Raw genomic sequence first — 20,962 nt, 5'->3', positions numbered from 1 at the left:
CGGTCACTCGCGTGCCGCCGGCTCCGCGGCGCGGGCCTGGACCATGAACGGGTTGGTGTCGCGCTCGGCTCCCACGGTCGTGTCCGCGAAGTGCCCGGTCAGCAGGACCAGTTCGTCGGGCTCCGCCAGGAGGAGCCGCAGCGAGTGGAGCGTCTGCGCCCTGTCGCCGCCGGGCATGTCGGTCCGTCCGATGGTCCCCGCGTAGAGGACGTCGCCTACGAGCCGATAGCTCACGCCCTCGCCGGTGAAGCCGTACATGACCGAGCCGGGCGTGTGTCCCGGCGTGTGGTGAACCGAGAACCGCAGACCCGCGAGCGCGAGCTTGTCGCCCTCGGCGACCTCCACGACGTTCGTCGGGGGGTGCCACTGCCAGTCCTCAGGCAGGACGGATTCGAACTGCGGGCCGAACTCGGAACCGAGCCACGGCATGGGGTCGTCGAGCATCGGCCGGTCCGCTCGGTGCACGTAGCACGGCACGTCGTACGCGTTGCAGATGTCGGTCACCGCGTAGGTGTGGTCGAGGTGACCGTGCGTCAGGAGCACCCCTGCAACCGCTCTGCGGTGCGCGTCCAGGATCCCCGGCAGACGCTCCGCGATCCCCATGCCCGGGTCGACGACGACGCAGGAGGCCGAACGGTCGGACCCGACCAGGCGGCAGGTGGTCTCGAACGCGTCGGCGACCACCGACCGGATCAGCACGGGACCGTCTCAAGGACACGGTCGGAGTGAGCCGGTTCGGCGATGATGTGGACCGCTCGCCGGACGACGGACTCCAGCTCGTCGAGCTCCGCCGGGGTGTCCGCATCGAGGAAGAACGTCACGACCCGGTCGTCCGACGACCGCAGCTTGCGCAGCTCGGTCCCTCGCTCGGCGAGGACGAGAACGCCGCGCAGCGTGGCGGGGTCTCCGGGTGCGCCCGGCGGGAGGGTGGGCCACATCTGCGTCGGTCCGACCCAGGTGGGCTGGACACCGGGCCAGTCGACGACGACGTCACGCAGGACGCCGGGTGCGTGGTCGAGGTAGACCTGGCGGGCATACCGACGGGGCGCGGCGAGCTCTGCGCGCTCACCGAGCGCGATCCGGATCACCTGCGGCTCGAGCGGTTCGCCGCACGCGAGGGCGTAGAGCAGCGTGATGCCGTCGCCGGGTGTCCGGGAGGCGATCTCCATGAGGTACACCTCGCCGTCCTCGGTGACCCGCCACTCGGAGTGGGTGATGCCGTCCTGGTAGTCGAGCGCCTCGAGCACGTCGCGGTTCGCGTCGAGCACGGCCTCGACGACCCCCGTGCCGCCGACCCGCACGTCACCCGCCGGCACGGTGTGGCAGAGCTCGACGAACGAGCGGCTGCCGCCCTCGGTGGTCCGCTTCTCGGTCACCGAGGCGAACACGATCCTCCCGTCCTGCACCAACGACTCCACGGAGAACTCGGGACCGTCGATCTGGTGCTCGAGCAGCAGCGTCTCGTGAGCGGGGTAGTCCGACAGTGACCGCGCGACCTCGTCGGCGGTCGCGCAGGCGATGACGCCGGAGCTGGCGTGCCGGGCTGCCGGCTTGAGCACGGCGGGGTAGTGGACGGCGTCGAGCTCGACGGCTCCACGGGTGCCCGGGGCGATGGTGAGCGAGCGGGGTCGGTACCCGTGGATGTAGGAGCGCTGCAGGTACTTGCTGCGGCACACCCGGCTCGCACGCAGCCCGGGTGACGGGAGTCCCAGGACATCGCACACGAGGCCGGCCGGCTCGACGAGCATCTCCTCCATCGCGAAGACGCCCACGATCCGGTACTCATCCCGCCAGCGCTCGAGTGCGGCGAAGGCGCCGGGGGTGAACGACGACTCGGTGTCCATCTCGCCCGAGACGTAGGCGACCTCGCCGACGAGCCCGGCGAGCTCACCGGACTCGGCGAGCACGGCCTCGGCCTGGGCACGGGAGCTCTCCGGGGTCAGGACCAGCGCCGTGAGGCCACGGTCCGCGACCGCGCGGAGGTATCCGTGGTTGCGGCACAGCACGCGGAACGCGGCCGCCGTAGAGCTTGAATGCGTCGTCGGCACGTCCAAGCACCCGGAACGGGTCACCGTCACCGCACGGGCACGTCGCGCTCGCGATGCGGTCGCCGAGGCGGAAGCGCCACGCGGCTACCGGCCACCCGTCGCCCGCCCGGGTCAGGAGCGCACCAGCGTCGTCGAGCTCGATCTGCTGCCCGGCGAGGAGGTGCTGCACGCCGGGCCCGCAGCCCGGCCGGCTCACCCCGATGACGAAGGTCTCGATGGACCCGTAGTTGCCCCACAACCCGGCGCCGGGGAATGTTGCAGCAAGGGTGGCGGCGTGTCCCGCGGTGAGCGGCTCGGCCGACCACAGGACCGACCTCACGGGCAGTCGGATCCCCGTGCGGTCCACCGCCTCGGCGAACCGGGCGAGGACGTTGGGTGCCCCGGCGAGCGCGGTCACGCCGAGCTCGGTGATGACGTCGGCCCACGCCGTGAGCTCCTGCGCCGCCAGTGCGCCCATAGGGACCGTGGCGGCACGGGAGTGCAGCGCCACGGCGTTGTAGAAGTAGTGGGCCCCCCACATGCGCCCGGGCGGGAACAGGTTGAGCAGGACGTCGCCCTGGCCGAGCGGCTGCCAGGCGGCAGTCACGAGGGGCACGCCGAGGTGCGGCGCGAGCGCGACGATCTTCGCGGCGCCGGTAGTGCCGCCGCTCGCGACAACGAGGCTGCCATCGACCTCGGCTCGCTCCCAGGCTGCCGCGCTGAGCTCGGCGTAGGTCCAGGGACCGGGCTGTGCGCCGTCAGGACCGGCCGGCAGGGATCGGGCAGCAGCGGAGCGCAGTTGGTCGTCGGTCAGGGTGCCGATCGTGGTCGTCATGGGCGCACCCCTCCCACCGGGGTGGCCGTCAGGGTCCGTTCACGGGTGTGCCGCTCGAGGCGAGCTGCGTAGGCGCGGAACCGTCCACCGACCACCCGGTCCATCGCCTCGGGGTCGTCGAACAGCGCAGAGACCGCGCCGTCCAGCTCCAGCTCTGAGAGGTGGAGCTCACCCCTCGCGTTCACCAGAACGTCGACGCATACATACGGCAGGTCGAACCGCTCGTGGACCAGGGTGACGAGCTCGTGCAGCGCCTGCTCCACGTACGCCCGGGGTCGCACGCTCGCCCCGCGGCTGACGTTCGCCACATGGGACGAACTGGTGGGGATCCGGTCGTACGCCGCGACGACATGGCCCTCGACCGCCACCACGCGGGTGTCGGCGACGACCTCTCCGACGGACGGCTGGACGAGCATGCACGCGCCGCTGCCCGAGGCGAGCCCCAGCACAGCGTCGAGCGTCGCCCGATCGGGGCAGAGCACGCAGCCGAGCCCACGGCCCCATGACGCAGGCTTGGTAAAGACCGGGAACCAGTCGTCCGGGACGAACTCCTGGTAGGGGAGCCGGTCGGTGTCCCTTCCCGTCGTCACCCGGACGGATGGGATCACCAGGACGGGGGAGTCCGCGAGCTCGACCGTGGTCGCGTGCTTGTCGTTGAAGAGGATCGCATCGTCCAGCCCGATCGCCGTCCAGAAACCGAGCGCCTCAAGCGATCTGACGAGCGTGATGCTGGTCCACAGGTCGACATCGTGAACTGGTCCGCTGCGAATGTCGTGGACAATGATGTCCCGGGCGGGGTCGAGTGGCGCGCCATTCCAGTACGCCAGTCCCGCGGAAAGCACGACGTGCTCGGGGACTGCGACGTCGAAATCCAGGCCGCTCCGCAGCGCGACATCTCGATAAGCTGGCCAGAACGAGCGTTCCTCCCAGAGCCGGGACGCCGAGCTGGCTCTGTCCGGGAACAGGTACAGAATGCGGGGGGGGTCTTGTCGCGGTCGCGATCTGGTCCATCCGGGTCACCGACCCAGGAGTGCGCCGCCATTGACGCTCAGCACCTGCCCGGTCACCCACGACGCGTCGTCCGACGCGAGGAAGGCCACCGCCCCGGCGATGTCGTCCGGGGTCCCGGCGCGTCCGACGAGGGTCTGTGCCACCAGGTTGTCGTGACGCGCCGAGCGTCCGGACTCGTCGAAGAACTCGGTGTCCTGGACGTAGCCGGGGGCCACGGCGTTGACGGTGATCCCGTGCGGCCCGCCGCGCGCCGCGAGCTCGAGGCTCCACGCCACGAGTCCGGCCTTCGCGGCACCGTAGGCGCCGCCGCCGCCTCGCTGACCTGCAATCGAACTGATGTTGACGATGCGTCCACCCGGCCGCGACAGGGAGGGCCACAGCGCTTCGGTCAACATCATCGCGGACAGGAGGTTCTGTTCGAGCAGGCCGCGAAACCTGTCGAAGGTGGCTTCGAGTCCTCCGCCGGCCGGCCCGCCGACACCTCCGGCGTTATTGACGAGCACGTCGATCTCACGCCCAGCGAGGGTCTCGACCACGCCCAGGACCCCCGCAGAATCGGTGAGGTCGACCGGGATCGCGTGCATCGACCCGGAGGCGCTCTCCTCGACGGCGCGCGCCAAGACGTCCGGGCGGCGACCAAGGATGTAGGTCTCTGCCCCCTCTGTGAGAAATCGCCGCGCAATGGCTCGGCCCATGCCCGTGCCCCCTCCCGTAACGAGCACGGTGCGAGGTTCTTTCGGTCCGAACTGCGCTGGCACTAGGTCGTTCCTCTCGTCGTCACGGTGTGGACGCGGAGCAGACCCGTGCTGTGATCGCCTGCCCCGGTGGTCGAACGTAGAGGGCTGGTTGCAGGGTTCGCAACCCTGTTGCAGTGATCATCACAGTGCGATAACGGATACATCTCTTCCCGACTTGCAAGCAACCACGGCGTGCGGTAGGCGGCCCGATCCAGAGCCACCTGCAGGCGCGTCGAACCGTGTTGTGGCGCGACGCAGATAATGTGCGCTGACTAGGTGTTTCGCCTCGATGACTCCAGTCCCGGAAGCAAGGCTTCCGGAGCCCCATCGGCCGACTTCGCTGTGTGATCGGGCCCATCGACCAGGGGGTACCCGGCTGTGGCAACGAGCTGGCGAGGGCACTCTCCAGGCGCGATGGGCTCGTCGACAGCCCGCAGGTCAAGACGGCCACCGGGCCGACATCGCCCGTCCGGGTGAACCCGCGTGGCGGTCGAGTGAGGACTGGATTCGGGCAGCGAGGGGGGCAGCGAGGGGTCAGCTATACCTAAACGCCGAGATGCGGGCTGCAAGCTCGTGGGGTGCGCTGGAGTTCCGCGGGCTCGGTGTCGCAGATTCGGGGATGGTCCGGGTGGACGCCCTGGGAGCGCAGGGGCCCGGGCCCCACGGCATATGGCGCGATCGCTAGGGCGGGGCGACCCGGCGCGGGCGCCCGTCGCGCGCCGCGACGTTCATGGACGTCGTCGACTGGATGCGGGGCGAGCAGTGAGCCCCGGCCCGGCCGACGGCCACCGATCGGCAGCCGAGGTTGAGCGCGGGTGATCGCACGCTGCGGGCTCACCTGTCGTCGTCCGCCCCCGGAAGCAGAAGCTGCCGGCTCGATCTCGTCCTGCCGGGGTGCGCGGGCTCATCGCGGTGCTGAACGCGACCGCGGCATGTACCTCCCGGGCCTCCCGGAGGGCCGCCCGACGTGCGACGTCGTGATCGAGGGGCCCCGGTGGTGAAGCGGGTCCACCGCTCCACCACCGGAGGCGCCTCAGGCTGCCCCGCCCGTCGGGCTCGTGAGGCCTGCCCCGCTCGTCAGGCCCGTGTCACCAGGTGCCGGGTGTAGGCGGGGATGGTGAGGAAGGTCGGGAAGTCGTCCGCCAGGGCGACCTCGCCGAACAGCGCGGCGGCGTCGTCGAAGCGGTCGCCCTCGCGGCGCTCGACGTCCGTGAGGACGCCCGCGAGCACCTCACGGACGGTCGCCGCGTCGATCACCGTGCCCTCGGCGGTCGTCGTGCCCTGGTGCACCCACTGCCACACCTGCGAGCGGGAGATCTCCGCCGTCGCGGCGTCCTCCATGAGGTCGTCGATGGCGACGGCGCCGAGCCCGCGCAGCCACGCCTCGAGGTACCGCACGGCGACCGACACGTTCTGCCGCAGGCCCGCGTCGGTCACCGCGCCCGGCTGCGAGCCGCCCGCCGACGGGATGTCGAGCAGGTTCGCCGCGGTGACCTGCACGTCCTCGCGCAGGCGGTGGCGCTGGTCGGTGCGGTCGCCCAGGGCGGCGTCGAAGACCTCGCGCGCCACGGGCACCAGGTCGGGGTGGGCGACCCACGTGCCGTCGTAGCCCTGGCCGGCCTCGCGCTCCTTGTCGGCGCGCACCTGCTCGAGGGCGCGGGCCGTCACGTCGGGCTCGCGGCGGTTCGGGATGAACGCGCTCATGCCGCCGATGGCCTGCGCACCGCGGCGGTGGCACGTCGCGACGAGCAGCTCGGTGTACGCGGTCATGAACGGGACCGTCATCGTCACGCGCCCGCGGTCCGGCAGGACGAACCGCGGTCCGCGGGCACGGAAGCTCTTGATGATGCTGAAGATGTAGTCCCAGCGTCCGGCGTTCAGGCCCGCGCAGTGGTCGCGCAGCTCGTAGAGGATCTCCTCCATCTCGAACGCGGCCGTGATCGTCTCGATGAGCACGGTCGCGCGGATCGTGCCGTGCCGCAGGCCCAGGTACGTCTCGGTGAAGCGGAAGACGTCGTCCCACAGGCGCGCCTCGAGGTGGCCCTCGATCTTCGGCAGGTACAGGTACGGCCCGCGGCCCGCGTCGATCAGCGTCTGCGCGTTGTGGAACAGGTAGAGCCCGGCGTCGAACAGCGACGCGGACGCCGCGCACGACTGGCCGGCACGGTCGGTGAGCTGCACGTGCTTCTCGGTGAGGTGCCAGCCGCGCGGCCGGAAGACGATGGTCGGCGTCGTCGCCCCGACCGTGTACTCCTTGCCCTCGGGGCTCGTGAAGTCGACCCGCCCGCGGATCGCGTCGTACAGGTTCACCTGGCCGCTGATCGCGTTCGCCCACGTGGGGCTCATGGCGTCCTCGTGGTCCGCGAGCCACACCTTCGCGCCCGAGTTCAGCGCGTTGACCGTCATCTTGCGGTCGGTCGGGCCGGTGATCTCGACGCGGCGGTCCTCCAGGCCCGGCCCCGGGCCGGCGACGCGCCACGTCCGGTCGGCGCGGATGTGCGCCGTCAGCGGCAGGAAGCCGGGGTCCGCGCCGTTGGCGAACCGCTCCCGCCGCCGCTGCCGGGCGAGCAGCAGCTCCTGGCGTCCCCCTGAGAAGCGCTCGTGGAGGGCGGTGAGGAAGTCCAGCGCCTCGGGCGACAGCACCAGGTCGGTGCCCTCGACGGAGGGCCCGGTCACGGTCAGCCGGGGGTGCGCGAACGGCGAGCTCGGGCCCGCCGCACGGGGCGACGTGTCGGTGAGGGTCATGACGTTCTCCTGGTTCGTGATCAGCGACGAGGTGGTCCCGCGGGAGGAGAGGGCCCGAACGACCTCTCGCGAGAGGTCGGTCCGGCCCGACGGTCAGTGGTGGAACTGGGCCGTCTCGGTGGAGCCGGCCAGCGCGAGGGTGGCGCTGTCGGGGCTGATCGCGGTGGCGACCTGGTCGAAGTAGCCCGTGCCGACCTCCCGCTGGTGGCGGGTCGCGGTGTAGCCGTCGGCCTCGGCGGCGAGCTCGGCGGTCTGCAGGTCGACGTAGGCGCTCATGCCGCGCTCGGCGTAGCCCCGGGCGAGCGTGAACATCGACTCGTTGAGGGCGTGGAAGCCGGCGAGGGTGATGAACTGGAACGCGTACCCGTGGCCCGCCAGCTCGCGCTGGAAGCGTGCGATCTGCGCGTCGTCGAGGTGCGCGCGCCAGTTGAACGACGGCGAGCAGTTGTAGGCGAGGAGCTTGCCGGGGAACGTCTCGTGGATCCGCTCGGCGAACTCGACGGCCAGCGGGACGTCCGGCGTCGACGTCTCGACCCAGATGAGGTCGGCGTGCGGCGCGTACGCCTGGGCCCGCGCGACGACGGCGTCGAGGCCCGGGCGGACCCGGAAGTAGCCCTCGGCGGTGCGCTCGCCGGTGAGGAACTCCTGGTCGCGCTCGTCGACGTCGGACGTCAGCAGGTCCGCACCGAGCGAGTCGGTGCGCGCCACGATCACGGTCGGCGCCCCGGCCACGTCGGCCGCGAGCCGTGCTGCGGACAGCGTGCGCACGTGCTGCGACGTCGGGACCAGGACCTTGCCGCCCAGGTGGCCGCACTTCTTCTCCGCGGCGAGCTGGTCCTCCCAGTGCACGCCGGCGGCGCCGGCGGCGATCATCGCGTGCATGAGCTCGTAGGCGTTGAGCGGGCCGCCGAACCCGGCCTCGGCGTCGGCGACGATCGGCGCGAGCCAGTCGCGCGTCGGGGCGCCGTTCTCGGCGACGTCGATCTGGTCCGCCCGCAGCAGCGCGTTGTTGATGCGCCGCACGACGGCCGGCACGGAGTTGGCCGGGTAGAGCGACTGGTCGGGGTACGTCTGGCCCGACAGGTTCGCGTCGGCGGCGACCTGCCAGCCGGACAGGTAGATCGCCTCGAGCCCCGCGCGGACCTGCTGGACCGCCTGGTTGCCCGTCAGCGCGCCGAGCGCCGGCACGTGCGTGCGGGTGTGCAGCAGCTCCCACAGCCGCTCGGCGCCGCGCCGCGCCAGGGTGGGATCCTCCCGGACCGAGCCGCGCAGCCGCACGACGTCGGCGCCGGTGTGCCGCCGCTCGATGCCGGCCCAGCGCGGGTCGGTGCGCCACTCGTGCTCGAGGTCCTCGGCGGTGCGGGTCTGCGCGCCGGGACGGACGTCGACCGCACCCGCGACGGCGGCGGTGGGGGCCTGCAGGTCGTCCAGCGGGGTGGTGGGAGCGGTCATCGTCGTGCCTCTCGCGTCGGTACGTCGCCCCGGAGGGCGTTCGGTGGGGGAGCCGGTCGGCGTCCCACGACCAACGTGCCTGCTCGACGAGGGCGGCGGGGTGGTCGCGGCAGCGGAAGATCGGGGACTCTTCCGCGGGGCGCAACAGGCGCCGATCGTGGCGTGGATCAAACCGTCCGCCGTGAAGGACGACGGTTCTTCCCGACGCATCGCCCGGTCTGCCGCGGAAGATCGGGACATCCGCCCACGTCAGGCGATCGTGCGGGGAAGGATCCGGCTCCTTCTCCTGGACGGGACCGTTCCCGCGGTGTGACGCTGGTCACGTGACGACGACGACACCCCGGACCCCGGACCCCCGACGTGCCACCGACCCCGCCGGCCGCGTCGCGCCGGGCGCGGCGTCGAGGGCTGGATCGACCTCTCGCGGGCGGGGGGTCGAGGCTGGGGCTGCGGGCGGTGCTGGATCGGCGTCTCGCGGGCGCGGGGTCGGGTCCGGGGGCGCGGGCGGGGCTGGATCGACCTCTCGCGGGAGGGGGGCCGACGCCGGGGGAGGGTCGTACTCCCGCGGGCCCGCAGGCGGCGACGCGGTCGGTGGTGCCGCGGTCGACACGCTCGTGCTCGGCCGGCTCGTGCGCCACCTGCGCACCGCGCGGGGCATGACGCTCGACGACCTCGGGCGCGCGATCGGGCGGGCGCCGTCGCAGGTGTCGATGCTGGAGAACGGGCACCGCGAACCCAAGCTGTCGCTGCTGGCGCAGGTGGCCGACGCGCTGGGCGTCCCGCTGCGCGACCTGCTCAGCCCCGAGCCCCCGACGCGCCGCGCCGCCCTGGAGGTGGAGCTGGAGCGGGCGCAGCGCGGCCCGCTGTTCGCCAGCCTCGGCATGCCGACGGTGAAGGTGGGTCGCTCGCTGCCGTCCGACGCGCTCGAGGCGCTCGTCGCGCTGCAGGGCCAGGTGCAGCGGCTGCTGACGGAGAACGCGGCGACCCCCGAGGAGGCGCGGCGCGCGAACGCCGAGCTGCGGTCCCGGATGCGCGCGCAGGACAACTACTTCCCCGAGCTCGAGGAGCACGCGCGGACCCTGCTCGACGCCGTCGGGCACCACGGTGGCCCGCTGTCGCAGCGCGCGACCGCGGAGATCGCGGCGCACCTGGGCTTCACGCTGCACTACGTCGCGGACCTGCCGCACTCGACCCGCACGGTCACGGACCACGCGCACGGGCGCATCTACCTGCCGCAGACCGGTGCCGCGCACAACGACTCGCGCTCGCCGCTGCTGCAGGCGGTCGCGTCCCACGTGCTGGGGCACTCCGAGCCCGTCGACTACGCGGACTTCCTGCGCCAGCGGGTGGAGGCGAACTACCTGGCCGCGGCGCTGATGATCCCCGAGGCGTCGGCCGTGGCGTTCCTCGGCGACGCCAAGGCCGAGCGGCGGCTGTCCGTCGAGGACCTGCGCGACACCTACGCCGTGCCGTACGAGACGGCCGCGCACCGGTTCACCAACCTCGCGACGCGGCACCTGCAGATCCCGGTGCACTTCATGAAGGTCCACGAGGGGGGCACGCTGCACAAGGCGTACGAGAACGACGGCGTCGTGTTCCCGTCGGACCCGCTGGGGGCGATCGAGGGGCAGCCGGTGTGCCGGCAGTGGACGGCGCGGGTGGTGTTCACGCTCGAGGACCGGTTCAGCCCGTACTACCAGTACACGGACACGTCGTCGGGCACCTTCTGGTGCACGTCGCGCGTGCAGGGGTCCTCCCAGGGCGCGTTCTCCGTGAGCGTCGGGACGCCCTTCGCGCACGTCCGCTGGTTCCGGGGACGCGAGACGACGGAGCGCTCGGCGTCGCGCTGCCCGGACGCGTCGTGCTGCCGGGAGGCGCCCCGCGCGCTCGCGAGCCGCTGGGAGGACCAGGCGTTCCCGAGCGCGCGGCCGCACGCGTCGCTGCTGGCCGCGCTGCCGGTGGGCGTGTTCCCCGGCGTGGACCAGACCGAGGTCTACGAGTTCCTCGAGCGGCACGCGCCTCGGACGTCCTAGGCCCGCCCGAGGCGCTGCTCGACGTCCGCCAGCGCGGCCCGCACCGCGGCCGGCACGCGCTCGCCCACCTCGTCGAACCAGGCGGCGGTGCGCGCCACCTCCTCGCGCCACGCATCCGTCGGCACGTCCAGCAGCGCCGCGAGCTCGTCGTCGCCGACGTCCGTGCCGGTGACGTCGAGCGCCCCCGGTGCGGGCACCAGGCCGACGGGGGTCTCGACCGCGGCCGACGACCCGTCGAGCCGCCCCAGCGCCCACGCCAGCACGCGGACGTTGTCCCCGAAACCCGGCCACAGGTAGCGCCCGTCGGCGTCGGTGCGGAACCAGTTGACGCAGAACACCGCGGGCGCGCCGGCCCCCAGCCGCTCGCCGACGCGCAGCCAGTGCGCCCAGTGGTCGGCCACGTGGTACCCGCAGAACGGCAGCATGGCGAACGGGTCGCGCCGCAGCTCACCGACCGTGCCCTCGGCGGCCGCGGTCTGCTCGGAGGACACCGTGGCGCCCAGCAGCACGCCGTGCGCCCAGTCGCGCGCCTGCACCACCAGGGGCACGGTCGACGGGCGTCGGCCACCGAACAGGATCGCGTCGACGGGCACGCCCTGCGGGTCGTCCCAGTCCGGGGCGATCGTCGGGCAGCGGTCCGCGCGCACCGTGAACCGGGAGTTCGGGTGGGCGGCGGGGCGGCCCGCGTCGGGCGTCCAGTCCTGGCCCCGCCAGTCGACCAGGTGGGCCGGCGGCTCGGGCGTCAGCCCCTCCCACCACACGTCGCCGTCGTCGGTCAGCGCGACGTTCGTGAAGATCGTGTCGCTCGCGACCATCGCGACCGCGGCCGGGTTGGTGCGCGGGCCCGTGCCCGGGGCGACGCCGAAGAACCCGGCCTCGGGGTTGATGGCCCGCAGCCGCCCGTCGGGCCCTGGCCGCATCCACGCGATGTCGTCGCCGATCGTCTGCGCGGTCCAGCCCGGCAGCGTCGGGCTGAGCATCGCCAGGTTCGTCTTGCCGCACGCCGACGGGAAGGCCGCGGCGACGTGGAACGCCCGCCCCTGCGGCGACGTGAGCCGCAGCAGCAGCATGTGCTCGGCGAGCCAGCCCGCGTCGCGTCCCATCACCGACGCGATCCGCAGGGCGAAGCACTTCTTGCCCAGCAGCGCGTTGCCGCCGTACCCGGACCCGTACGACCAGATCTCGCGGGACTCGGGGAAGTGCACGACGTACTTGGTCGGGTTGCACGGCCAGGGCACGTCGTCGTCGCCCGGTGCGAGGGGGGCGCCGACGCTGTGGACGGCGGGGACGAACGCGCCGTCGTCGCCGAGGTGCTCGAGCACGGCCGTCCCCACGCGCGTCATCAGGTGCATGCTCACGACGACGTACGGGGAGTCGGTCAGCTCGACGCCGTACTCGGCGAGCGGTGAGCCGACCGCACCCATCGCGAACGGCACGACGTACATCGTCCGGCCGCGCATCGAGCCGGCGAAGACGCCGCGCAGCTCGGCCCGCATCGCGGCGGGGTCGCACCAGTTGTTCGTCGGGCCGGCGTCCGCCTCGCGCTGCGAGCAGATGAAGGTACGGCTCTCGACGCGCGCCACGTCGTCCGGCGCCGAGCGCGCCAGGAAGCTGCGGGGGCGCCGCTGCGGGTCCAGCCGCACGAACGTGCCCTGGGCGACGAGCAGCTCGCACAGCCGCGCGTACTCCTCGGGCGAACCGTCGCACCAGACGACCTCGTCGGGCTGCGTCAGCTCCGCCGTCGCCGCGACCCAGGCGCGCAGGTCCGCGTGGGTCGTCGGAGCGCCGGTCGCCGTGGCCGGGGTGTCGAGCGTCGTCATCGTCCGTCCCTCCCGTGCGGCACGGCGTCACCGCCGTGGCGCGTGGTCCGTGCACCTGCGGCACCGCACCGGAGCCGCATCTCCACCGTGGACCTGCACGAGCGCCGCGGCGAGTCGCGCGCGGGGAGAAGTTCGGAGGATCTTCCTGGCGACGGAAGAGGTCGCGGCGGGTCGCGCCCAGGCCGCGCGGAGCCGGTCCTGACGGCGGTCGTGCGGACCTGCTCGAGACGGAAGTGCTCCCGCACGCACGCCTCAGCCGCGCACACGAACGAAGGAGAGCACCACGAGGACTCCAGGGGTGACCCAGGACGTCGTGCCGGCCCTCGACGCCGTCGCGCGGCTGGTCCACGCCGACTGACCTGTCGCCGGGCTCGGGTCGAGGTCTGAGGTCAGCGGGTGACGATGGTCTGGATCTCGGCGACGGGGACCTCCGCCGTGGTGGTCGTGGCCGGGACGTCGAGGGGCTGGGGGTCGGTGCCCAGCGAGGAGGTCCAGGTCGCGGCCCACCGGGCGGTGGCGGTCAGGGTCGTGGTCGGCAGGGTCTGCCCGGCCTTGACCGGGCGCCCGGCGGTGGAGCGGGTGAACTGGATCGCGCACGACGAGCTGGTCATGCCCGGGGTGTACGGCGTGCCGTTGTCCGCACAGGTCGTCGGGTCGGCGCCCTCGGCGGCCAGGTCCAGCCCGCCCAGGGTCGCGTCGATCTGCGCCCAGGTGCCGGTGGTGGGGATCTCGGCGCGGACCTGCACCGCGGTGGTGCTGCCCTCCACCCACACGAAGGTGGGCAGGTTGACCACCGTGGCACCCGAACCGGTGACGCTGGGGTTCCAGCGGATCTGCCCGGTGGGCAGGACCACCGCGTCGCGGGCGGCCTGCACCAGCACACGAGGGTCGACGTCGGGTTCGGGTTGCGGGGCGGGGGTGCCGGTCTCGACGAACCGCGGCGGGTGGGCACGCAGGTACTCGACGACCAGGGTGGGTGGGGCGTCGGTGCGGCACCGGGTGGTGTACCAGCTGCCGTCCTTGTCGGCGTACTGCTCGAAGTCCGGGTACACGCTGCGGATGTAGGCGTACCCGCCGGACCCGCCGTTGGCCTCGAAGAACGTGCCGCCCTCACCCCAGTTCGCGGCGTACTCCGCACCGCTCGGCCCGGCGGTCATCCAGCACATCGCGGGGACCCGCATGTGCACCGTGCGCTGGAACGGGACCGTCCCACCGACCTGCGACGTCGACGTCACCGTCGCCTCCAGGCCGTCAGGCCCGGCGACCGCACCCACCGACTGCGTGGGGGCGCTGTCGGGGCGCTGTTCGGTGTCGAAGCCGGGGACCGGTGCCGCGGCCGTCAGCGCGCCCAGCCCTGCGAGTGCCACGGCGGTCAGGGCGAGACCTCAGCACGTGCCGTCACCGACCAGGCGGTTGACGTACCAGATCCCGCCGTCGACGCGGATCAGCTCGAGCTTGTTCCGTTGCGCGACGTCCTTACCGACGTCCTCGGCCGTGAACGTGCCCGTGTCATTGGTGAACGTCGCCTCACCCAGGTCGTCGCACTTGACGCCCGTCGCGGTGTCGCCGGCGACGACGATGTCGCTGATCCGGGTGCGGAACGTACCGGCGATCGTCGCGTTGCTCGAGGAGTTGTTGGCGGGGATCCTCGCCATGGTGTCCTGGATCTCGGACGAGGTGAAGGTGGCGAAGATGTCGCTGACCTCGTTGGTGCGCAACGTCTGCCAGTACGCCTTCTGGTACGTCGCGATCCAGTTGTAGACGTCAGCCTCGTCCCCGGTCAGGTCCGGCACGTCCTCGAAGACGATCCCCAGCTCGGGGTCGTCATGGACCTGGATGCCGTCGGTCGGTGTCGGGGACGGTGTCGGCTCGGGCGTCGGCGAGGAGGTCGCCGTGGGCGACGCGGTCAGACCGGCGGGTTCCGCCGCCTCGGTGGTGCACCCGGCCAGCAGCAGGGCGCCGACGGTCAGGACGGGCAGAAGGGTGCGCGCGGTCACGGGTGCTCCTCGGCGGGGGACGACTGCGGGCACGGTATCGGACGAAAAGGGACACGACGCGAGCGCGGACCCTGGTGGGCGACCCGGCTCCTGCCCCACCGTGCCGTGCTCATCGCGTCACACGGCGACCCCCGGTCACCCCTGCAGGCGACGACGGAGCTCGTCGTAGGTCGCCCGCAGGCGTGCGTCGTACCCACCGTCCTCGTCGAGGTCCTCGTCGTCCTCGAGGTAGGGGTCACGGTCCTCGGCGGCGGCCAGCTGCGCCAGCGCCGCCCGCTCCTCCGCCTCGGGGTCGAAGTGGAGCGCCTCGATGAGGATGTCCGTGAGGTCCAGGGTCTGCGTGCCGTCCTGCGCGACCCGCACCGGGCAGACGGCACCGCGGACGTGATGGTCGAACTCGTCGAGCAGCGGGGTCTGGCCGGCCCGGACCGTCAGCGTGACGGTCGGCGGCGGTTCCGTGAGCACCGCGAGCTCGGCGGCCGAGAGCGCGCGGATCTCCTCGAGCTCGGCGACGTCGACCGCGCTGCGCGGGAACAGCTGACCGACGGTGAGGTCGGGGCGTGTGATCGCCAGGGTCGTGAGGCGGGACGCGGCCCGGGCCAGGCGGTCCGCGTGCTGGGCGAGCGCGCCGATCGTGAACTCGTCGGGCACGGTGCCGACGTGCAGCGTCCACGCGGAGATGGCCTCGTCGATCGTCGCGATGATGTCCCGGGCCCTGTACTCGTCCACGTCGTCCTCCGTCGGGTCGTCCACGTCCGGTCAGCAGCGGCACCCGACGGGCAGCTCAGGACCGTGGTCATCCGTACGGCGCAGCCGCGTGCACGGCGACGGCCGAGCCTTCCGCGCCCGCACCTCGCCCGTTCGGGGCGCGGCGAGGGCGATCGTGTCGCCCGGGCGGCGTCGGTCGTCGATCCGCGACCAGAACGTGGGCGTGATGCCGAGCGACCCGAGCCACTGCCGCTCACCGGTGGCGACGACCTCCTCGCCGGCCGCCGCCAGGAGGCCGAGGATGTCGTCGTCGTCGGCCGCGTGCAGGGCGGCGCGCACGGCGGGGACCGGCCAGGACGAGGATCAGCGATCCGCGGCGGCCGGGTCGAGCGCCTGGAACATGGCGTGGTCCTGCCAGCGGCCCGCGATCCTCAGGTACTGCGGTGCGGTGCCGTAGCGGACGAAGCCGTTGCGGGCGAGCACCCGCTGCGACGCCACGTTGTGCAGGAGCGTCTCGGCCTGCACGCGGTGCAGGCCGAGGTCACGGAACGCGACGTCGAGGAGCTCCCGGTCGACGCGCAGCAGGTCCACGAGCGCCGGTGCGTCGTCGAGGTCGATCGGACGGGTGACGGCGGTCGGGGGCACGGCGCCATCATGGCGGACGTGCCCTGCGGCGCGCCGCGGAGCACCCGGCCGCCCCGTTCCCTCCCGGCGCCGACGCGGGTACCGTCGACAGGACCCGCTGCGCCGACCCGGGGGGAGCGCTCGTGACCGACCTGGACCTCGACCTCGAGGAGGACCTCGAGCGTCCCGTCGTGACGCGCCGCCCCGCCGGGCCGCCGCCCCCGCTGTTCCAGCCCCTGTCCACCACCGTGCGCTACCCGCCGGGGCCGGTGCCGGACGTCGAGGACGACGTGCCGCAGCCCGCCGTGACGCCGCGTCGCTGGGGCGCGCTCGTCCGGCAGCTGTTCGCACCGCGGACGTCCGTCGCCGCAGGCCCGGTGACGGACGCGGGCCCGGTGGCGCGCTCGCGGCCGGCCGTCCTGCGCGGGCACGTCCTGCCGGGGCATCCATGGCCGCGCTCGCGGGTGGTCGCCGGGCTGCTCGGCGTCCTGCTCGGCGCGACGGGCCTGCACGCGGTCTACCTGGGCCACCGGCGCCGCGGTCTGCTCATGCTGGCGACCGCGGTCGTCGGCGGGGTCCTCACGCTCGGTCTGGCCACCCTCGTGATGGGCCTGTGGGGGTTCACCGAGGGGCTGCTGGTGCTGTGCGCGCGGCGCGGCCGGTTCGCGCACGACGCCTGGGGTCGGCCGCTGAGCGGCTGAGGCAGCGAGGCGGCACCGGACCGGACCCGTCGGTCCCGTGCTCGACCCTGCCGCCGCCGCGTCAGCCCGGCGTCGCGGCGAGCGTCTCGAGGTGCCGACGGAGCACGGCGCGGCACCGCTCGCCCGTGACACCGCCCGGCCGGACGGCCGCGTGCACCGCGAGACCGTCGATCACCGCGTGCAGCCGGTCCGCCTCCAGGTCCACGTCCACCCGTCCGGCGGCGATCGCCTCGACCCAGTGCCGGCACCCGGCGCGGACCAGGTCGTGGTTCTCCTCGGCGCACGCGCGCAGCGACGGGTCGACCAGCGCGCGGGCGGTGAACGCCGTCCAGACCTCGTTCTCGGCGCGGCGCTCGTCGTCGAGGGGGAGCAGCTCGAGCAGGTGCCGCTCGGCCGCGTCGAGCGGGTCACCCGTCGCGTCCTGCGCTGCCAGGCGGGCGGTGACCCGCTCGACGACCTGCGCCATGGCGAACACGAGCAGCTCGCCCTGCGTGGCGAACATGTGGCGCAGCGACCCGGCCGACAGCCCGGCCTCGGCAGCGACGTTGCGCACCGAAGCGTTCTCCAGCCCGTCGCGGCGGATCACCCGCCAGGTCGCGTCCGCGATGTCGCGGCGTCGGGCGTCGGCGTCCAGGAGTCGGGGCACCTCGTCGTTATAGCACAGCCGTGCTAATGTCTGGCGGAACTAGCACGGTCGTACTAGATCGGGGGCCCGTGATGGCCACGACGACCACCCCACGCACCGCGCTCGGCCCGTGGGCCACCGTCCGGTGGCTCACCCGGCACCGCAGCGTGCAGGTCACCGCAGCGCTCTGGCTGGCGGGCAACGTCGTCGTGCTGCTGCTGGCCGGACGGACCCTCCCGTTCGACTGGCCCGGGCTGCCCGGCTCGGCCGTCGACCAGCTCGTCGGCGCCGACGTCGCCCTCCTGGGCGTGCTGGCGCTCATGGCGCTGACGTGCCTGCTGACCCGCCGGCGCGCGCGGCCCGACGTCGCCGCCCGCGCGCCGGACCTCGCGACAGCGCGTCGCGAGACCGTCCTGCTCCTGGCCTGGGCGGCGCTCGGCCTGCTCGGCGGGTTCGTGCTGGGCCGGCTCCTGGGGTGGCACCCGATCGGCCTGCACCTCGCCGGGTCCGTCGTCGGGACGCACGACCACGTCGCCCCGGCCGAGGCCGTCACCTGGGCCGGCTACAACCTCGTCGTCTACGCGCTCGTGCCGCTCGCCGTCTTCCGCCGCCGGTACTCGGCCGCGCAGCTGAACCTGGTCTCCACCGACCGCCGCGGCGACGTGCGCCTCATCCTCGTCGTCCTCGTCGCGGAGTCCGCGATCCAGATGGCGACCCTCGCCACGGTGGTCGGCCGGCTGTCGACGCACCAGTACGTCGTCGGCGTCCCGGTGACGTTCCTGCTCTACCTCGCCGGGACCGGCCTGCCGATCATGGTGCTGGTCCACGCGCTGCTCGTGCCGCGGCTGCTCCGGCTCACCGGATCGGCGCCCGCCACGGTGGTCCTCGGCGGCGTCCTCTACACGGCGCTGCACGCCTGGGACGCGTGGACGGTCCTCACGACGCCCACCGACGCGGTGCTGTCGGTCGTCTTCCTGTTCTTCGTCTACCTCGCCCCCGGGATGATGAAGACCCTGCTCACCGTCCGGACGGGGAACGCGTGGGTGCACCTGTGGGCGTACCACGCGCTCGCGCCGCACACCCTGGTGGACGCCCCGCACGTGGTCGAGATCTTCAGGATCCGTTGACCGGGTGCCCGCCCGCGTCCCTGATCGGCGGGATCTCGGACTCGTCCCTGATCCGGGCGTGGGTGAGGTCGAAGCCCCGCAGGAACGCCAGTGCGCGCTCGCTCACGCACAGGTACACCCTGCGCACGAGCGTGAAGTCGTCGGTGGGCGTGCCGACGGGCACCAGACGGTGCCACGTCGGCATGTCCAGCCCGTCGGGATGCAGCTGGTCGAACACGTCGGAGGTGCTGACGCGCACCGGTGCGAGCTCCCACCCGGTCAGTGCGGACGTCGACAGCGCCTGCGCGAGCCTGTCGCTCACGAGCCAGTACCCCGACGTCTGGACGATGTCGTCACCTCCCCAGTCGTCGAACTCGTAGGCGAGCTCACCGAGCAGCTGGGGGTCGCGGGTGATGTCGTAGTCGACTCCGGGACCGAGGTCGCCCTCGACAGCGGGGTGAAGCCAGTACATCGTCAGCGCTCCCTCGGTCGGAACAGGTGGCCGAGCATGTCATCGATCCGGGTCGCCTCGTCGAGGAGCTCCTGGCGCGTGGGCATCACGCCCGCCTCGCTCACCCCTCACACAACGGACGAAACGGACGTCGGCACCGTAGTGGTACCCGACCCGCCCCCGCGCACGCCGTCCACAGCCACCCGTCCCGTGGCACAGGCACGAGGTCCGACGCCCACGGTCCCGGCTGGATGTGGGGGTGGGTCGTCCCCGGGATCGTCATCACGGTGCTCGTCGATGCGTGGCTGGTGCTGCACCTGAGGGGGCAGGTCCGGCCGCGGCGCCGAGACCGATCGACGACGGCCCGGCGCCCACGGATATCAGGGACGGGATCCACCCGCGGGCCGGGCATCATGGGCCCATGAGTGCCACCCTCCAGGCCAAGGGCGTGGCCGCGGCGTTCGGTGACCGCGAGCTGTTCTCCGGCCTCGACCTGGTCGTCGCGCCCGGTGACGTCGTCGGGCTCGTCGGCCCCAACGGCGCCGGCAAGACGACCCTCCTGCGGATCCTCGCCGGTCAGCGCGCCCCCGAGGCGGGCTCGATCGCGCTCTCGCCGCCGACCGCACAGGTCGGGTACCTCGTGCAGGAGGTCGAGCGGCACCCCGACGAGTCCGTGCGCACGTTCCTCGAGCGGCGCACGGGCGTCGCCGAGGCGCAGCGGGCGATGGACGCGGCCTCCGACGCGCTCGCCGCCGACGCCCCCGACGCGGCCGACGAGTTCACGCAGGCACTGGAGCGCTGGATGGCGCTCGGCGGCGCCGACCTCGACGCCCGGCTGGGCGTGGTCGCCGACGACCTCGGGCTCGCGGTCGACCTGGACCTGCCGATGACGGCGCTGTCCGGCGGGCAGGCCGCGCGCGTCGGCCTGGCGGCGCTGCTGCTGTCCCGCTTCGACCTGTACCTGCTCGACGAGCCGACCAACGACCTGGACGCCGACGGGCTGGACCGGCTCGAGGAGTTCGTCGAGCGGGCGCAGGCGCCGATCGTCGTGGTCAGCCACGACCGGGAGTTCCTGGCCCGCACCGTCACGACGGTGGTCGAGATCGACCGCAGCCTGCAGCGGGTGGCCACCTACGGCGGCTCGTACGACGCGTACCTGGAGGAGCGCTCGACGGCCCGGCGCCAGGCGCGCGAGGCGTACGAGGACTACGCGAGCCGCCGCGACGCGCTCGCGGGCCGCGCGCGGATGCAGCGCGCGTGGATGGAGAAGGGCGTGCGCAACGCGCGGCGCAAGGCCTCCGACAACGACAAGCACGTCAAGCACCACCGCGGGGAGACGTCCGAGAAGCAGGCGGCCAAGGCGCGCCAGACCGACCGGATGATCGAGCGGCTGGAGACGGTCGAGGAGCCGCGCAAGGAGTGGCAGCTGCGCATGAGCATCGCCACCGCGCCGCGCTCCGGGGCGGTCGTCGCGACCGCCCGGGCGGCGGTGGTCCGGCGCGGCGACTTCGTCCTCGGGCCCGTCGACCTGCAGCTCGACTGGCAGGACCGCGTCGCGGTCACCGGCCCGAACGGCTCCGGCAAGTCGACGCTGCTGGCGCTGCTGCTGGGGCGCATCGCCCCCGACGAGGGCAGCGCGGCGCTCGGCCCCGGCGTGCTCGTCGGCGAGGTCGACCAGGCGCGCGCCGCGTTCGAGGGCGACGAGCCGGTGGGGGACGCGTTCGCCCGGCAGGTGCCCGACTGGACCACCGCCGACGTCCGCACCCTGCTGGCCAAGTTCGGCCTCGCCGGGCACCAGGTCGGGCGCCCGGCGGCGTCACTCTCCCCCGGGGAGCGCACCCGCGCGGCGCTGGCGGCGCTGCAGGCTCGCGGCGTCAACCTGCTGGTCCTCGACGAGCCGACGAACCACCTGGACCTGCCGGCCATCGAACAGCTCGAGCAGGCGATGGAGTCGTTCGACGGGACGATCCTGCTGGTCACGCACGACCGCCGGATGCTCGACACCGTGCGCCTCACCCGGCGCTGGCACGTCGAGGACGGGCAGGTCGCCGAGGTGCAGCCGGACTGACACCACGGGCCCGGCGGGACGC

Annotated in this window: 18 protein-coding genes and 1 pseudogene; 4 read left to right on the top strand and 15 right to left on the bottom strand. The window is 73.2% G+C overall.

Going from position 1 to position 20,962, the window contains the following annotated elements; genetic code table 11:
• Positions 1–3: 3 nt before the first annotated feature.
• The 7 genes from BMZ16_RS17345 to aceA form a co-directional block, all read right to left on the bottom strand.
• Positions 4–699 (bottom strand): MBL fold metallo-hydrolase, encoded by a 696-nt coding sequence (locus BMZ16_RS17345; RefSeq protein WP_089802787.1) that lies wholly within the window; start codon positions 697–699, stop codon positions 4–6.
• Complete coding sequence (locus BMZ16_RS17340) at positions 693–1,907, bottom strand: ATP-grasp domain-containing protein (RefSeq protein WP_218143387.1); 1,215 nt, start codon at positions 1,905–1,907, stop codon at positions 693–695. The genes BMZ16_RS17345 and BMZ16_RS17340 overlap by 7 nt, the downstream gene beginning before the upstream one ends.
• Positions 1,888–2,862: an AMP-binding protein gene (locus tag BMZ16_RS19580; RefSeq protein WP_143082883.1), complete on the bottom strand. Its 975-nt coding sequence runs from the start codon at positions 2,860–2,862 to the stop codon at positions 1,888–1,890. The genes BMZ16_RS17340 and BMZ16_RS19580 overlap by 20 nt, the downstream gene beginning before the upstream one ends.
• Positions 2,859–3,704: an ATP-grasp domain-containing protein gene (locus BMZ16_RS17335; RefSeq protein WP_177199762.1), complete on the bottom strand. Its 846-nt coding sequence runs from the start codon at positions 3,702–3,704 to the stop codon at positions 2,859–2,861. Before BMZ16_RS17335 ends, BMZ16_RS19580 begins: the two co-directional genes overlap by 4 nt.
• Before the next feature lie 174 nt (positions 3,705–3,878).
• A complete protein-coding gene (locus BMZ16_RS17330) occupies positions 3,879–4,595 on the bottom strand; it encodes an SDR family NAD(P)-dependent oxidoreductase (RefSeq protein WP_255366771.1) in 717 nt (238 codons plus the stop codon).
• 1,092 nt (positions 4,596–5,687) lie between these two features.
• Positions 5,688–7,355 carry a malate synthase A gene (gene aceB, locus BMZ16_RS17325; protein WP_089802780.1) on the bottom strand — a complete coding sequence of 556 codons (1,668 nt, stop codon included), beginning with the start codon at positions 7,353–7,355 and terminating at the stop codon, positions 5,688–5,690.
• A gap of 93 nt (positions 7,356–7,448) precedes the next feature.
• Entirely contained in the window at positions 7,449–8,807 is a 1,359-nt protein-coding gene (gene aceA, locus BMZ16_RS17320; protein WP_255366770.1) for an isocitrate lyase, read from the bottom strand.
• 614 nt (positions 8,808–9,421) lie between these two features.
• Here aceA and BMZ16_RS17310 point away from each other — a divergent pair.
• Complete coding sequence (locus BMZ16_RS17310) at positions 9,422–10,840, top strand: XRE family transcriptional regulator (RefSeq protein WP_089802776.1); 1,419 nt, start codon at positions 9,422–9,424, stop codon at positions 10,838–10,840.
• Here the strand turns inward: BMZ16_RS17310 and BMZ16_RS17305 are convergent.
• The 6 genes and pseudogenes from BMZ16_RS17305 to BMZ16_RS17280 form a co-directional block, all read right to left on the bottom strand.
• Entirely contained in the window at positions 10,837–12,660 is a 1,824-nt protein-coding gene (locus BMZ16_RS17305) for a phosphoenolpyruvate carboxykinase (GTP) (RefSeq protein ID WP_089802775.1), read from the bottom strand. The genes BMZ16_RS17310 and BMZ16_RS17305 overlap by 4 nt on opposite strands.
• A gap of 389 nt (positions 12,661–13,049) precedes the next feature.
• Positions 13,050–14,027 (bottom strand): hypothetical protein, encoded by a 978-nt coding sequence (locus tag BMZ16_RS17300; protein WP_089802774.1) that lies wholly within the window; start codon positions 14,025–14,027, stop codon positions 13,050–13,052.
• A gap of 18 nt (positions 14,028–14,045) precedes the next feature.
• Positions 14,046–14,657: a hypothetical protein gene (locus BMZ16_RS17295; protein WP_089802772.1), complete on the bottom strand. Its 612-nt coding sequence runs from the start codon at positions 14,655–14,657 to the stop codon at positions 14,046–14,048.
• A gap of 135 nt (positions 14,658–14,792) precedes the next feature.
• Positions 14,793–15,386 carry a hypothetical protein gene (locus BMZ16_RS17290; protein ID WP_143082882.1) on the bottom strand — a complete coding sequence of 198 codons (594 nt, stop codon included), beginning with the start codon at positions 15,384–15,386 and terminating at the stop codon, positions 14,793–14,795.
• A 30-nt stretch (positions 15,387–15,416) separates the two neighbouring features.
• Positions 15,417–15,704, bottom strand: coding sequence for a hypothetical protein (locus tag BMZ16_RS17285; RefSeq protein ID WP_089802768.1), 288 nt, complete (start codon positions 15,702–15,704; stop codon positions 15,417–15,419).
• 24 nt (positions 15,705–15,728) lie between these two features.
• Positions 15,729–15,917, bottom strand: a pseudogene (locus BMZ16_RS17280) (GNAT family N-acetyltransferase); the annotation flags it as partial.
• Between the two features lie 215 nt (positions 15,918–16,132).
• Here BMZ16_RS17280 and BMZ16_RS17275 point away from each other — a divergent pair.
• Entirely contained in the window at positions 16,133–16,690 is a 558-nt protein-coding gene (locus BMZ16_RS17275) for a TM2 domain-containing protein (RefSeq protein ID WP_089802766.1), read from the top strand.
• Between the two features lie 61 nt (positions 16,691–16,751).
• On the opposite strand, the gene BMZ16_RS17270 is transcribed toward BMZ16_RS17275, so the two are convergent.
• Positions 16,752–17,336, bottom strand: coding sequence for a TetR/AcrR family transcriptional regulator (locus BMZ16_RS17270; RefSeq protein ID WP_089802764.1), 585 nt, complete (start codon positions 17,334–17,336; stop codon positions 16,752–16,754).
• A 71-nt stretch (positions 17,337–17,407) separates the two neighbouring features.
• Here BMZ16_RS17270 and BMZ16_RS17265 point away from each other — a divergent pair, with 71 nt between their 5' ends.
• Positions 17,408–18,442 carry a hypothetical protein gene (locus BMZ16_RS17265; protein WP_089802762.1) on the top strand — a complete coding sequence of 345 codons (1,035 nt, stop codon included), beginning with the start codon at positions 17,408–17,410 and terminating at the stop codon, positions 18,440–18,442.
• On the opposite strand, the gene BMZ16_RS17260 is transcribed toward BMZ16_RS17265, so the two are convergent.
• Complete coding sequence (locus BMZ16_RS17260; protein WP_089802760.1) at positions 18,429–18,893, bottom strand: hypothetical protein; 465 nt, start codon at positions 18,891–18,893, stop codon at positions 18,429–18,431. The two genes, BMZ16_RS17265 and BMZ16_RS17260, sit on opposite strands and share 14 nt — an antisense overlap.
• A gap of 400 nt (positions 18,894–19,293) precedes the next feature.
• On the opposite strand from BMZ16_RS17260, the gene BMZ16_RS17255 reads away from it, so the two are divergent.
• On the top strand, positions 19,294–20,940 hold the full coding sequence (locus BMZ16_RS17255; RefSeq protein ID WP_089802757.1) for an ABC-F family ATP-binding cassette domain-containing protein: 1,647 nt from the start codon (positions 19,294–19,296) through the stop codon (positions 20,938–20,940).
• Positions 20,941–20,962: the final 22 nt, after the last annotated feature.

The organism is Cellulomonas sp. KH9 (assembly GCF_900114185.1).
Classification (GTDB): Bacteria; Actinomycetota; Actinomycetes; order Actinomycetales; family Cellulomonadaceae; genus Cellulomonas.
The sequence above is the reverse complement of the archived record's forward strand: the minus strand, read 5'-3'. Positions and strand labels throughout refer to the sequence as shown.